The following is a 13836-nucleotide window of genomic DNA, read 5'->3' as shown; positions in this document are numbered from 1 at the left end:
AGGCGGGCATGGGCTAACCGTCATGGTACCGCCGCGAGATGATCATTCATGCTGTCCACAGCGTAGAAACGGCACTGCAGCCTGATCTCCAGAGCTTCCACGACACAAAGCCTGGGCCACTTTCCAGTGGAAGGCCGTGAGAGCGTGATGGGGTCAGTGAGGGTGGCACAGAGCATCGCTCGCAGCGGCCACCTCACCACAGTCACAGAGATCCAATGGTGGATAGGAAGCACGGGATCCCGGATTGAGATGGGGACGCTGCCAATCCAGACTGTGCTCAGCGAAGTGTTGCTGTATGGCCCACTGCCGAGGCTTGGGGAAGGGCTCAGCAGCCAGCAGTGCCCGCGCCAGGATCTGGCAGCGGCCCAGGCCAAAACCTTGTGCATCTCCAGGGGCTTCGGCGAGTCCGATGCCAGGGGCAAGTGGCGCGGTGAAGAGGGGGATCGGATCATGTAAGTGAGGGCGGAGCCTGGGGTAGAGATGCTGCAAGACGGCCCTTAGATTCACATAGTGCCTGGATTCCAGAGTCAGAATTGCAGCATCAAAGCGCCCATAGGACAAAGGCTCGGTGAGGACCTTCAAGGTAAATGGACAGGATTCGCGATTGAGCTCGCAGCTCAAGATTTCCATCAGCAGGATCGCCCCCTCCACGGTGACATGGAAGAAGAGGTGAAAAGAAACTTGATCAGTGGCAGGTTGTCCACCATTGCCGACCGCCATGTAGTACTCCCCAACAAAAGAAGAATTGGGCAGACGCAAGGACAATCGAGTGCCAACAGATCCCTCTGGCGACCCCAACGCCAGATCGGCAGTGGGATCAATCCAAAGATGCAGACCATCTTTCTGAACCTGGTAACGGCTTCCCTCCACTCTGGTCACGACCCAGTTGGGGTCGACGCACCCTGTGCCGCTATTGGCCGCCTGGATCTGGCCAATCAAATCAAGATCCAAGCCTGCATAGGTGCTGTTCTTGTACTCTCTTTTCAGCGTAGGTGTTGACAATCGCAATTCTTGCTCCCCGCTGAAGTAGATGTCATGCAGATAATTCCTGAGCTGACGCAATAGATCCGCCTGCTTTAGCTCATCTGGCAAATCATTGTACCGTTCTGCCTCCGTTTCAGAGGCAGCACTGCCTCGCATTTGAGTGACATCGAGCAGTGCGTAAGACGGATGTTCAATCAGAGGAGGATCGATACGAACATTCTCAGTCAAATCGGTCAGCGCTGCATCGAGGGAATAGTGCTGCAGCCAACGGGGCAAGAACACCTCTGAGTGCGAAGCTGGATGGCTGTTGGTGCAATGGGTTTTGCTGAAGTCAACGTGCACCATCTCACTAGGAGGGGAATCTGGAAGCTCGATGCCTGAGCAGTGCGAGTCGAGGTCACCAAACACCGTTGACATGGCGGCTTCAGGATGACACAACAGCGACCTTGCAACCTGCAATATGGAAATCTCCAGATTGCCAAATGGCTCTCGGTAAAACAACCGTTCCTGAATCACCTCGATCAACCCCAGACCAGCAAACCGCAGCACCCGTTCCTGAAAGTCAGGAAAAACCTCAAGAATTGCAGGGAACTGTGCCAGATAGGCCTTGATCAAGGCGGCCAGTGAGGGTTGAAGTGTCTGCAAAGGCACTGCCGCCAATTGCAGCGAGACAGCAAGATCAATATCCCTGCTGAGGGCGAGACTCTGAAGCCAGACTCTCAGATACTCAGTGATAATCGCCCCTACATCGAATGCCGGATCGCCCCATGCCCACTGCTCCCAATCAATTACCCGGATGACTCCTTGCTGATCAGAGAGGTGCAGAGCCGCCATGGAGGTGGGCAGGGGTGAGGGCTCCCACCGAGGCCAATCCTGGTGAACCAGGATGTTTCCAAACTTGAGGTCGTTATGAATCAGGCAACATGGTGTGTAGTCTGCTTGCAGACGAGAGAGCGCTTCCGAAAGGTGGGCAGAGCGCTGGTAAAGCTTATAGAACATGAGGCCATCCAGCGACACTCGCCGAAAGAGATCAGGCGTCAGATTCTCCAATTCACTGAAGAAGTCAGGCCCGTCGCCCCTGTCTCCCTCCATACGGGTGCATTCCGGAGCGAGTTGAAGCTGATAGTCCTGACGTTGAAATGTTGCCCGGTGAAGCGTGGCCAGGCCGGTTCCGAGTGCGGTGGCGATGTGCGCGGGAAACTGCTGGGCGCCCGCGTAGAACTTGCCAAGATCCCAATATCCTTCTACAAATCGGAGAACCAGGATGCCATTTGTGGCATCATAATTCACCCCTTCAGACATGATGGGTTGCAGCTCGCGGAGCTGATCATCGGTATCAAGCAATTGATAGATGCGCCACTCTTCGAGAAAACTCTGCTTAGGTCCTTCCTTATCACGAAACGGTGCTTGCTTGACCAATAGGCTGGTTGTCATCCCGTGGTGGCTGCCGCCTGTGGAGATCTGCACCAGAAGATTGAGATTTTTGCCAGGGAGTGCCTTGACACTCAGCACTTCATCATCAGGGCCGCAAAGGCCTTGCTGAACCAAGTAATCAAGGATGGTAGAAGATTCCAGGCGTAGAGGCATCGTCAGGCATTCATCATTCCAAGCACTTCCACCATGGACTGAGACTTGCTCCAAGTCGAGGTTTCGAGAATGCCGCTTGACAATCTCGAAACCTCGACAGGTCCCAAAGTTGTTCTCAGGGATGCGCCACTGTCGGCTTCCCCAACAGGGGTTGCAAGCCCTGGATCATCGGTCTAGGGGAACGTCAGGACAATCCGCTCCCGCGGGTTACACGGCTGACGCGGCTGGGACGGCTGGCGCGGCTGCGGCGGCTGCGACGGCGCCTGCCATTACCACCTGAAATGGAGGCCTCATCCTCTGGGGTGAGATCAGTGAGGAAGCTATCTGCCCCTGAAAGCAGATTCAGGCCCAACAGGGCTGCATTGGTCGAAGATTCAGTTGCCATGGTGTTCTCCTTTGACTGGTTAGAATTTGGGACGGGGATAATGATGGTCAGTCGACGCCTCTGCCTGTACTGCATGATTAGCCGTACAGTTAACAGACGAGCCATCTGTCCACCTGTTCAGCTTGAATGGCTGAACTGAATGAACAGTAAAAGTTCGGCGGTAAGAGGACGGAAGGAAATTGGCAAGAAAACTCTTATGTCGGCACAGGGTGAGAACGTCCCCCGTCGTCACCGAGGTTGTGGCGTCATCAGCCCTGTCCAGCGGAGGGCGGTGCGCCTGCCAGCCTGGTCACGCACAGCAACGGCCCTGACCGTCGCAGCGAAGCTGCTGACGCGCCTGTCGCCTGCCCCGAAGGCTTGAGGAGACCGGTGAGACGCTCAGTCCGACTCGGAGGACCGTGGTGGCTCTGCAGCGAGCAGGGCCTGCAGACCCGCTTCGTCGATCACGGCCACACCCAGGCTCTCGGCCTTGCCGAGCTTGCTTCCCGCCTCCTCGCCAGCCACCACGAAGCTCGTCTTCCGGCTCACCGAGCCTGTCACCTTGCCACCGGCGGCCTCGATCAGCTCCTGGGCACGGTGCCGGGTCAGGCTGGGCAACGTGCCAGTGAGCACCAGCGTCTTCCCCGCTAGAGGCTGGGACTGGGACCTGCCGCCTCCGTCAGGAACGGCGCCGGTGCTGGCCAGCGTCAGACCCAGCTGCGCCAGGTCGTTGAGCAGGCGCTCGTTCGCGGGGATGGCAAACCACTGCTGCAGCGACTGAACGATCTCGACGCCGATGCCATGGACTGCGGTGATCGCCTCCGGGGCCTCGAATGCCGCCGTGGCGAGAGTGGCGGCCGAGGGGAACACCCTGGCCAGCGCCTTGGAGTTCACCTCGCCGACGTGGTGAATCCCAAGGCCATAAAGCTGGCGATGCCAAGGCTTGGCCTTGGAGGCCTCCAGCGCCGCCGCCAGATTCGACGCCGACTTCTCCCCCATCCGCTCCAGGCTGGCCAGCAGCGCGGCGTCGAGCCTGTAGAGATCGGCGATCGAGCGCACCAGCCCCCGGTCCACCAGCTGCTCGATCAGCTTGCTGCCGAGGCCATCCACGTCAAGGGCCGCCTTGCTCACCCAGTGGCGCAGCGAGCCGCGCAGGATCGCCGGGCAGCTGCTGTTGACGCAGCGCGTGGCCGCCTCCCCCGTCTCGCGCACCAGCTCCGAGCCGCACTCCGGGCAGGCCTGGGGCAGGGCCAGCGGCGTTGCCCCTGCCGGCCGCAGTTCGACCAGCACCCGCACCACCTCTGGGATGATCTCACCCGCCTTGCGCACCACGATCGTGTCGCCGGCGTGGAGATCGAGCTCGGCCAGCCGGTCGGCGTTATGGAGGGTGGCGCGGCTCACGCTGGTGCCGGCGAGCGCCACCGGCTCGAACTCCGCCACCGGCGTCACGACTCCGGTGCGGCCCACCTGGGCCACCAGGCGCAGCAGCCGGCTGGGGGCCTCCTCGGCGGCGTACTTGAGGGCGATCGCCCAGCGCGGCGCCTTCTGGGTGAAGCCGGCCTCGGCCTGGAGTCGCAGGTCGTTGAGCTTCACCACCACCCCGTCGGTGGCGTAGGGCAGGGAGCGCCGTGTCTCCTCCCAGGCGCTGAAGAAACCCTCCACCGCGGCCAGGTCGGGCAGGAGTTCGGCATTGGGATTGACCCGGAAGCCGGCGGAGTGCAGCCACTCCAGCGAGGCCCACTGGCTGGTGGGCCTCGCTGGATCACTGGTCCCGCCGGCGCCGACCGGATCCCACTCCTCAGGGAGATGGAGGGTGTAGGCGAAGAAATCGAGACGCCGGGCGGCCACCACCTTCGGATCGAGCTGCCGCAGGGTGCCCGCGCAGGCATTGCGGGGGTTGGCGAACGGCGGTTCGCCGCGGGCTTCGCGCTCGGTATTGATGGCGCTGAAGGTGGCGTCGGGGATGAAGGCCTCACCGCGCACCTCCACCCAGGCCGGGGGGTGATCCAGCTGCAGCCGCAGCGGCACGCTCTGGATCGTGCGCACGTTGGCGGTGATCTCCTCGCCCCACGCCCCGTCACCGCGGGTGGCGGCCCGCACCAGCACCCCGTTGGCGTAGCTGAGAGCGAGGGCGTTGCCGTCGATCTTGAGCTCGCCCACCATCGGCAGGGCGGGCAGCGGTGCACCGACCTCGGGCAAGCGATCGATCGCGCGCAGCAGGCGGCCATACCAGGCCTCCAGGTCCTCCAAGCCGAAGGCGTTGTCGAGGCTGAGCAGTCCGACGCGGTGCTCCACCGTGCGAAAGCCTTCGGCGGGAGCGCCGCCCACCCTCTGCGTGGGGCTATCGGGACGCACCAGTTCGGGGTGGGCGGCCTCCAGCTCCAGCAGCTCGCGATAGAGCCGGTCATAGACCGGGTCCTCCAGCTCCGGGGCATCCAGCACGTAGTAGGCGTGCGCCGCGCGCTGCAGCAGGCGGCGCAATTCCTCGGCCCGATCCTCAGGCGATGCGTCGGGCATGGGAGGCGGCGCTGGCAAGGAGCGGCGGGATGGAGCGTCAGGCAGCGGCGAGTCTGTTGATGCGATCCACCCGCCAGGCTTCCTCCACCTTCACGAAGGTGAAATCAAGCGGCAGTTCCTCCTTTGCCTCCGACTTCAGCTTCACCGTGAGGATGATCTGGCCGTCCTGGATGCGGGGCCGGCCGGATTTGAGGTTGCGGTACTTGTTGAGCTGCAGACCCGCCAGGAAACGGATGAACTGCTGCCGGTTCACATGGGAGCGATAGTTCTTGGTGGTGAGCAGATAGGCGCCATCGATCTGGCCCGAGGCCACCTGGGTGAAGAACTGCTTGAGCAGCGGGTTGATGCCGCGGGCGCTGATCACCAGCTTCACGGCCGTGTAGGTCCAGTAGAGAAGCAGGGCGCCGGCACCGGCCAACAGGGCCTTGGTGCCGATCGTCTGTGCCAGACCCCAATCCATGGCGAAAGCGCGCATCCTGAGCCTGGAGTCTGACCGACGGCCCCGCCAGACTGCCTGGCTGGTGCCAACGCCCTGAAGCGGCATGCCCCTGGAGTCCTTGCTTCCGCTGTTCCACCGCCTCAACCGGGAGCACTTCGACGGCACCCTGGCGCCGCAGGGCCGCAGCCTGGTGGCGGTGCGCTGGAGCGATGGCCGCATGAACCGCACCGCCGGGCTCTACCGCAGCGGCCGGCAGCGCGACGGCACACCCCTGTGCGAGATCGTGCTGTCGCGGCCGGTGCTCGAACCGCTGCCCCGTGAAGCCACGCTGGGCACCCTCTGCCACGAGATGATCCACGCCTGGATCGACCGGGTGCTGGGGGTGCGCGAGGTGCACGGCCCCCACTTCCGTGCCCGCATGGCCAGCATCAACGCCGCCCAGTCGGCGTTCGAGGTGAGCCTGCGCCACTCTTACCCGCTGCCGGTCAGTGCGGTGCGCTGGATCGCCCGCTGCCCCAGCTGCGGTGTCACGGCGCCCTATCGGCGGCGGGTGCGGGGCGTGGCCTGCCGCCTCTGCTGCGACCGGCTGCACGGCGGCCAGTGGCATGCCAGCTGCCAGCTCCTGTTCGAACCCGGTGGCGCCTAGGGTTCGCCGATGGATCGAGCCCTTGGCATGGAACTGTTCCTGGGGGTGCTGCAGTGCGGCGGCCTGGCGATCGCCGTGGTGGGCCTGGGCCGCGAACGCTGGCTGCGACGCCGCTGGGCCCTGCGCCTCAGCCGTTAGGGTCAAGGCGAAACGGTTCTCAGGGAAGAGCCGGGCCCATCAGGACGGACACAGGACAGAGCCATGAACGGTTCCGGTGACCCTTCCCGCCGCGGCAGACGCCGCCAGGGATCGCCCACGGCGGGCGGAACCTTCGATCAATGGATGGTGGCGGGGCGGCAGCTGGTGAACGGCGTGTCCGGGGCTCGCCCGGGGTCGCGTGCCCAGGCGCGTGGAGCCGGGGGCCGCACCGGTGCACGACCGGGCCTGGATGGTCTGGGTCGCTGGGTGGGGGAGCGCTTCGACTGGTTCCTCGAAGGCGACGACGACTGGCCCGAGCCCTGGCAGGAACGCCCCTCCCCCCAGGAGCGGGAGGCGCAGACCCCACCACCCCGCCGCAGCAGCGGCCTTCCCACCGACGAGCGTTTCCGCACCGCCAGCCGGGAACCCGCCAGCCGCAGCCCCATGGGCAGAGCGCCTGAGCCGGCCAGGGAGTGGGACAGGGGAAGCGGCCTGGCCGCAACACCGGCTGGCCCTACCGCCAGTGGCGGGCGGCGGCCACTGGAGGCGATCTCCCGTCGCAGCGCCTCGCTGCTGCCACCCGCGCCCGACACCAACGATTGGCCCGAGGACGACAACTTCCGCCTGCCCCGCTGGCAGCGCCCCAACGGGGCAGGCGCTGGGAGCGAGACCCCGCCGTCGTTGCCGCCGGCACGCACGCCCCAGCGCCCCCTGCCCCGCTCCAGCCGCCGGCGGGATTGAGCGGGGCAGCCGCGAATCATCAACGCCGGCCACCAGCGGAGCGCCACCGCAAGCCACCTAGATTCAGTGGTGATCAACCGCTTCCAAGGATCTGCGTCCATGAGCAACCTGATCGTGGTGGGATTTCCGAAAGCCGAGGATGCTGACGCCGTACGTCGCGAGCTGGTCAATATCCAGCAGGAGCATCTGATCTCACTGGAAGATGCGGTGGTGGTCGAGCACGATGCCGCCGGGGAGGTGCATCTGCGTCAGGCGATCAACCTGACCGCCGCCGGCGCGCTGGGCGGTGGCTTCTGGGGCTCGCTGGTGGGGCTGCTGTTCCTCAATCCGCTGCTGGGTGCTGCCCTGGGCGCCGGTGTTGGTGCCGCCTCGGGCGCGCTCAGCGATCTGGGCATCAGCGACGGCTTCCTGCGTGAGGTGGGCGAAACCCTGCCGCAGGGCAGCGCCGCCCTCTGCCTGCTGGTGCGTGAAGCCACCCCTGACCGGGTGGTGGAGCGCCTGCGCAGCTTCGCTCCCCACGCCAAGCTGCTGCGCACCAGCCTCAGCCACACCGACGAAGACCGGCTGCGCGAGCTGCTCGAGAAGACCCGCCAACAGGCTGAAGCCCTGCGGCTCGGCTGAACCCGGCAGGCTTTCAGCTAGCCGCTTTGCGGCGGCGACGGGCCAGGTCATCAGGATGGTTGCGGGCGCGGGGGGTGCCATTGGCATGGCCTTCACCGGCGCCTGCACCGCCGCCGCTGTGGTGGGTGCGGGGCACCTGGAAGTCCCAGCCGTTCACGCGCAGCTGTTGGTTGACAGGCTCCACCAGCTCACCGGGGAGATCTTCGGCCATCTGCTCGGCAGAGGTGCTGATCGCCGCTGATCCTTGCTTCATCGCCCAGAGCAGCTCGGCCCACTGCTCCACAAGCGTGCGCTGAGCAAGGGGCACTTGGCCTTGAGCTTCCAGTGCGGCGCGGCAGCCTTCTTCATGCCAGAGCGTGTCCACATTGCGGTGGCTGGAGCAGGCCACCTGGGCTAGGCCGCTGGCCAGAGCTTCGGCGCTGGGGCGTCCGTCGTGGTCGCGCAGACCGACCTCGCACAGCAGGCGGCCGCAGTAGATGGCGGAGATGCCGTAGAGGCGGCCCAGATCGGTGAGGCTGAGCCAGGACGTGGACGGGGCCATCGGGCGAACCGACGTGGAACATCAACATGGTGCCCGGGCTGGGGCAACTCGCAACTTGTCAATGCGTCCGTGTGACGGCTGGCAACATTGTTGATGATTCTTCACAGCGATGACTGGGCCCCAGCCAACGCTCCAGTGCCGGGGAGAAGACCTCGCGGATCACCGTGAGCTGACGCCCGCCGCGAAAGAAGCGGTAGTGGCGGCTCCAGAACGGACCGCTGCAGCCAAAACCCTGTTCCAGCCAAGGTTCTGTCACCTGGGCCAACCCATCCACTTCGCGGAACAGTTCGGCGCGATCAGCCGTCAGGCTTTGCCAGATCGGCAGCTGGCGGTCGCGGAGATTTTCTTCGGCCTGCGACTGGTTCCACCAGCTTTCGGCCCAGGCCAGCGGCTCTCCGTGACAGCGAAGCCACACCTGACGCCGCAGCAAGGGCGAGGCCAAACCAGCCACTTCTGCAGGCACCCGCTTGCCATCCCCCGCATCGCAGGCCATGGCGATCAGCTCCACCTCCACCGGAGCGCCGGTGAGCAGCTGCAGGTGGCGGGTGGGGCTGCCATCACCCAGCAGCAGCAATTGCCAGGCACCGCTGAGGCCCGCCGCCGTGCAGCCGGCCTCCATGGCCGCCCGCGACGCCGACCACAGGGCATGCGGCGAGGGGAAGGGGGTGCCGTCGTCGCCGGGGATTGGCTCCTCGCGCGATCGGGCAGGGGTCGAGCAGAGTGAGCCGCTCATCGGGCTGAGCACCGGTGGTTCAGGCTACGAAGCCAGCCTGGGCAATGAGAGCGGGGGAACCGGCTGAGCAGTCACATCAGCTCAGAGGCCATCGTTGCTGATGCTCACCTGGCGCTGCTTGCCCTGGCGTTCAATCACCACCGAATCGCCACTGGCGGATTGCAGACGCCAGCCGCTGGCGCCGATCGGCTCTCCCACCGACACGTTCGTGCTGGTGCCGCCCACCTGGAAGATCGCCGCGCTGGATCGGCCCTGCACCTGCACCACTCCCATCAGCTCGGGGGCAGGGCCCGCGCTTGCACCAGCCGGCGACGGGGGGGCAGCGACCCTGGGGGTGGCGGAGGCACCCACGCTGTCGCCCACCGCCCAGCCGTTGCCACCAGCAGCAGCAGCGGCGGGGGCTGGGCGGGTGATGGTGCCGCTAACGGGCACCCGCAGCGGCCGCGCGGTGGAGGCCTGGCCGGCTGTGCCACCAGAGAGGGGGGCCAGCTCCTGAACCCACGGCTCCTCCAGCGGCGGCGGCGGCAGGCTGGGATCAAGGGTGGGGGCAGCTCCTGCAATCTGACCAGCAGGCAACGCTGCCGGTTCAGCGGCGGCGGGCACCAGATCTCGCAGCCGCTCCAGCAGCTTGAGATTGCGTTCCTGATCAAGCGCGCGGTTGGCCACCTGCCAGTTGCGCCACAGCAGCAGCGAGGAGGTGATCCCCACCAGGGCAAGGGCCGAGAGAATCGGTAGCCAGGGACGGTGCCAGAGGGCCGTGGTGGCTGTGCGGGTAGCCCGTGAAGGTGGAGGCGGAGCCGGAGCGCGCGCGGGGGCCTCGCTCACCACCACATCGATCGGCGTATGGTCGAGCAGACCAACACTGGTGCGGTTGGCTCCATTGGCAAACACCCGGTGCACCACCTGTTCGGCCTTGAGATCCCAGAAGGCTCTGGAGGTGGGGACTGAAGGGGGGGTCGCCATGAAAGCGCAGGCTCAGGCGTGAGTGACGCGCGAGCTTAAGGCACTGACGTCCGTTTTGCGGCTTCCTGCCGCCGGTTCAGCTCCAGCCACAGCAGCAGGGCATTGGCATCGGCGGGGCTGACGCCGGGCGTGCGTGCGGCCTGGCCCAGATTCAGCGGCCGCACGGCCGCCAGGCGCTCACGCGCCTCCTTCGAGAGGGTGGCGATGGCGGCGTAATCGATGCCGTCCGGAATCGGGCGGTGATCCTGCTTGCGCACCCGCTCGATCTCCTGCTGCTGGCGGGCCAGATAGCCGCTGTATTTCACATCGATCTCGGCGCTGTCGCGCACATCGGCCGGCAGGTGCGGATCGCAGAGACCGTGGCGCACCAGATCGGTGGCATGCACCCCGGAGCGGCGCAGCAGATCGGCCAGGGTGATCGAGCCGCGGATCGGCGCGCCCGTTTCCGCTTCGATCGCGGCGGCGGCAGGATCAGACGCCTTCAGCCGCACGCTGTCGAGGCGGCGCTGCTCGGCCGCGATCGCCGCCTGCTTGGCCTCGAAGATCTGCCAGCGCCGGCCATCCACCAATCCCAGCTCATGGCCCAGCGGCGTCAGACGCCGATCGGCGTTGTCGCCCCGCAGCACCAGCCGGTATTCGCTGCGGCTGGTGAGCACCCGGTAGGGCTCCTTGAGGTCTTTGGTGACCAGATCGTCGATCAAGGTGCCGATGTAGCTGCCCTCGCGCGGAAAGTGCACGGGGCTCTGGCCGCGCAGCAGCCGCGCCGCATTCAGCCCCGCCACCAATCCCTGCGCCGCCGCCTCCTCATAACCGGTGGTGCCGTTGAGCTGGCCGGCGCTGAACAGCCCCTCCACCCGCTTGGTCATCAGCGAGGGCAACAGCTGGGTGGCGGGCAGGATGTCGTAGTCGACCGCGTAGGCGGGCCGCAGCATCACGCACTGCTCCAGCCCCGGCAGCGTGCGCAGCAGCTCGAGCTGCAGCCGTTCGGGCAGGCCGGTGGAGAACCCCTGGATGTAGAGCTCGGGCGTGTCGCGACCCTCCGGCTCCAGGAAGATCTGGTGGGAGTCCTTGTCGGCAAAGCGCACGATCTTGTCTTCGATCGAGGGGCAGTAGCGCGGCCCCTTGCTGTCGATGAAGCCGCCGTAGATCGGCGTGAGATGGAGGTTGTCGCGGATCAGCTGGTGGGTGGCCGCCGTGGTGCGGGTGATGTGGCAGGCCATCTGCTCCCCGCTCACCCAGGCGGCCGGATCGAAGGAGAAGAAGCGATCGGCGGCGTCGCTGGGTTGTTCCTCCAGCTGATCGAGGCGCACGCTGCGTCGATCGACCCGCGCCGGCGTGCCGGTCTTGAGGCGGTCAGTGCGGAAGCCCAGCGCCTGCAGCGCCTCGGTGAGCCCCTCGGCGCGGGCTTCGCCGGCGCGGCCGGCGGGCATGGAGCGGTTGCCCACCCAGATCGTGCCGCCCAGAAAGGTGCCGGTGGTGAGCACCACGGCGCCGGCGGCGTACACGCTGCCGAAATAGGTGCGCACGCCGATCACCCGGTCGTCAGCCACCTCCAGGCCGGTGACCATCGCCTCGCGCAGGTGGAGGTGCGGCGTGTGCTGCAGCAGCTGCAGCATCTGGCGGGCATAGGCGCGCTTGTCGGTCTGGGCGCGCAGGGCCCACACTGCCGGCCCCCGGCTGGCGTTGAGCACACGCTTCTGCAGAGCGGTGGCATCGGCCAGCCGCCCGATCACGCCGCCGAGCGCATCCACTTCATGCACCAGCTGGCTCTTGGCCGGCCCACCCACCGCCGGGTTGCAGGGCTGCCAGGCGATGCGGTCGATGTTGAGGCTGAACAGGGCGGTGTCGATGCCCAGCCGCGCCGCCGCCAGCGCCGCCTCGCAGCCCGCATGGCCGCCGCCGACGACGATCAGTTCAAAGCTTTCGCTCGGTGCCGCGCTCAGTGCCATCCGCCCAGGCTATGGGCCTGGCCCCAGGCCTGCCGAGCGCGGGTCGGGGGCCCCAGGCGCCGCGCTGCCTAGCCTCAGGCCGTCGCCGCGCGTTGCCTTGTGAGTCTCGCCATCGCTCTGCTCACGGTGTCCGACCGACGCAGCGCCGACCCCAGCGCCGACGATCCCTCCGGCGATGCGCTGCGCGAGCGCCTCGAGCGCGAAGGCCACCAGCTGGTGGAGCGGTTGTGCGTGCCCGACGACCGCTACGCGATCCGGGCGGTGGTGAGCCGCTGGATCGCCACAGCGGCGGTGCAGGTGGTGATCAGCTGCGGGGGCACCGGGCTCACCGGCCGCGATGGGTCACCGGAAGCGGTCGCGCCCCTGCTCGACAAGACGATCGAGGGCTTCGGCGAGCTGTTCCGGCAGCTCTCCTTCGAGACGATCGGCACCAGCACCTTGCAGAGCCGCTGCCTGGCGGGGGTGGCCAACGGCACGGTGATCTTCGTGCTGCCCGGCTCGCTCGATGCGGTGAGCACCGCCTGGGACCGGCTGATCAGCGCCCAGCTGAACCCCGCCACCCGGCCCTGCAACCTGGTGCAGCTGCTGCCGCGGCTGCGCGAAGACCCCCACACCCCGGCCTGGAGCCCTGCGGCCAGTGCCAGCAATAGCGGCACCGGCACTAGCTCCGCCAGTAACTCCGGCACCGGCGGTACGCCCTGAACGGCATTCGGCGCCGCTGAACGCTTGGATGAGGCCGTTGGGCGGATCCCATGAACGGCAGGCTGGTGGGACGGGTGGAAGCGCTCTGGCGCTATCCGGTGAAATCGATGCTGGGCGAGTGCCTGCCCCAGGTGGAGGTGGGCGAAGGGGGAATCTGCGGCGACCGCGCCTATGCCCTCTGGGACCATGCCACCGGCCGGGTGGCCAGCGCCAAGAATCCGCGCCTGTGGCGCTCCCTGCTCCAGTACCAGGCTCAGTTCGTGGCGCCACCTCTGCCGGGTCAGGCGCTGCCCGCCGCCGCGATCAGCGCCGCGGCTGATAGGGCGGCCGGTACGGAGGCGGCGCCCTTGCTCACCAGTGATCCGGAGGCGGGCGCCCAGTTGTCGGCGTGGCTGGGCCGGCAGGTGAGCCTGCTGGATCGGCCCCAGGAGGGCGCCAGCCTGGATCAGTACTGGCCGCCGGTGCAGGAGCGGGAGTTTCAGGACGTGGTGAATGAGCTGGTGCTGCCCGCCGGCACCTTTTTCGATTCCTGCCCGATCCATGCGATCAGCACCGCCACCCTCGACCGCCTGCGCCAGCTGGAGCCCGACCTCGATTTCGCCGTGGAGCGCTTCCGCCCCAACCTGCTGATGGCGCCACTGGAGGGCGACGAGGGGTTCGTGGAGGAGGCCTGGTTAGGCCACCGCCTGCGGATCGGTAAGCGGGCGTTGCTGCAGGTGGACACGGCCTGCCCTCGCTGCGTGATCACCACCCTGGCCCAGTGCGGCCTGCCGGAAGACATCGAGATCCTGCGGGCCACAGCACGCCACAACAAGGTGATCGCCGGCATCCGCCTGTCAGTGCTGACCCCGGGGCCGGTGGCGGTAGGCGACCCGATCACGCTGCTGGAAGAGGGCGCGGGCTGAGCCGAG

The 13836-nt window shown here is 66.5% G+C and carries 13 protein-coding genes; 6 read left to right on the top strand and 7 right to left on the bottom strand.

All coding sequences use genetic code 11. The annotated features are described in order from the left end of the window. Positions 1–153: 153 nt before the first annotated feature. The 3 genes from ACXMDP_RS02755 to ACXMDP_RS02745 all read right to left on the bottom strand — a co-directional run bounded on the left by ACXMDP_RS02755 (position 154) and on the right by ACXMDP_RS02745 (position 5912). The gene (locus ACXMDP_RS02755) at positions 154–2571 is read right to left on the bottom strand and encodes a T3SS effector HopA1 family protein (protein WP_259728742.1); all 2418 of its coding nucleotides are present in this window, start codon (positions 2569–2571) and stop codon (positions 154–156) included. A gap of 763 nt (positions 2572–3334) precedes the next feature. Then, positions 3335–5452, bottom strand: coding sequence for an NAD-dependent DNA ligase LigA (ligA, locus tag ACXMDP_RS02750; protein WP_255100245.1), 2118 nt, complete (start codon positions 5450–5452; stop codon positions 3335–3337). Between the two features lie 37 nt (positions 5453–5489). Then, entirely contained in the window at positions 5490–5912 is a 423-nt protein-coding gene (locus tag ACXMDP_RS02745) for a hypothetical protein (RefSeq protein ID WP_094512234.1), read from the bottom strand. Between the two features lie 82 nt (positions 5913–5994). Here ACXMDP_RS02745 and ACXMDP_RS02740 point away from each other — a divergent pair, with 82 nt between their 5' ends. From ACXMDP_RS02740 to ACXMDP_RS02725, 4 genes are all read left to right on the top strand, one after another. Continuing rightward, on the top strand, positions 5995–6537 hold the full coding sequence (locus ACXMDP_RS02740) for a SprT family zinc-dependent metalloprotease (RefSeq protein WP_259728743.1): 543 nt from the start codon (positions 5995–5997) through the stop codon (positions 6535–6537). Positions 6538–6546: 9 nt separating this feature from the next. Continuing rightward, positions 6547–6675, top strand: a complete 129-nt coding sequence (locus ACXMDP_RS02735) for a hypothetical protein (RefSeq protein WP_255100248.1) — start codon at positions 6547–6549, stop codon at positions 6673–6675. A 63-nt stretch (positions 6676–6738) separates the two neighbouring features. After that, a complete protein-coding gene (locus tag ACXMDP_RS02730) occupies positions 6739–7416 on the top strand; it encodes a hypothetical protein (protein WP_259728744.1) in 678 nt (225 codons plus the stop codon). 99 nt (positions 7417–7515) lie between these two features. Then, the gene (locus tag ACXMDP_RS02725; protein ID WP_259728745.1) at positions 7516–8037 is read left to right on the top strand and encodes a DUF1269 domain-containing protein; all 522 of its coding nucleotides are present in this window, start codon (positions 7516–7518) and stop codon (positions 8035–8037) included. A gap of 13 nt (positions 8038–8050) precedes the next feature. Here ACXMDP_RS02725 and ACXMDP_RS02720 read toward each other — a convergent pair whose 3' ends face one another. The 4 genes from ACXMDP_RS02720 to mnmG all read right to left on the bottom strand — a co-directional run bounded on the left by ACXMDP_RS02720 (position 8051) and on the right by mnmG (position 12223). Continuing rightward, positions 8051–8578, bottom strand: a complete 528-nt coding sequence (locus ACXMDP_RS02720) for a hypothetical protein (RefSeq protein WP_259728746.1) — start codon at positions 8576–8578, stop codon at positions 8051–8053. Positions 8579–8636: 58 nt separating this feature from the next. Continuing rightward, positions 8637–9197, bottom strand: a complete 561-nt coding sequence (locus ACXMDP_RS02715; protein WP_457767198.1) for a chorismate lyase — start codon at positions 9195–9197, stop codon at positions 8637–8639. Between the two features lie 195 nt (positions 9198–9392). Continuing rightward, positions 9393–10274: a hypothetical protein gene (locus tag ACXMDP_RS02710; protein WP_259728748.1), complete on the bottom strand. Its 882-nt coding sequence runs from the start codon at positions 10272–10274 to the stop codon at positions 9393–9395. 35 nt (positions 10275–10309) lie between these two features. Further along, positions 10310–12223 (bottom strand): tRNA uridine-5-carboxymethylaminomethyl(34) synthesis enzyme MnmG, encoded by a 1914-nt coding sequence (mnmG, locus tag ACXMDP_RS02705; protein WP_259728749.1) that lies wholly within the window; start codon positions 12221–12223, stop codon positions 10310–10312. Between the two features lie 99 nt (positions 12224–12322). Here mnmG and moaB point away from each other — a divergent pair, with 99 nt between their 5' ends. Together moaB and ACXMDP_RS02695 are read left to right on the top strand one after the other, a co-directional pair. Next, the gene (gene moaB, locus ACXMDP_RS02700; protein WP_259728750.1) at positions 12323–12925 is read left to right on the top strand and encodes a molybdenum cofactor biosynthesis protein B; all 603 of its coding nucleotides are present in this window, start codon (positions 12323–12325) and stop codon (positions 12923–12925) included. 50 nt (positions 12926–12975) lie between these two features. Beyond that, positions 12976–13830 carry an MOSC domain-containing protein gene (locus ACXMDP_RS02695; RefSeq protein WP_259728751.1) on the top strand — a complete coding sequence of 285 codons (855 nt, stop codon included), beginning with the start codon at positions 12976–12978 and terminating at the stop codon, positions 13828–13830. Positions 13831–13836: the final 6 nt, after the last annotated feature.

The sequence above is a fragment of the Cyanobium sp. ULC065 genome (assembly GCF_977927515.1).
The sequence above is the reverse complement of the archived record's forward strand: the minus strand, read 5'-3'. Positions and strand labels throughout refer to the sequence as shown.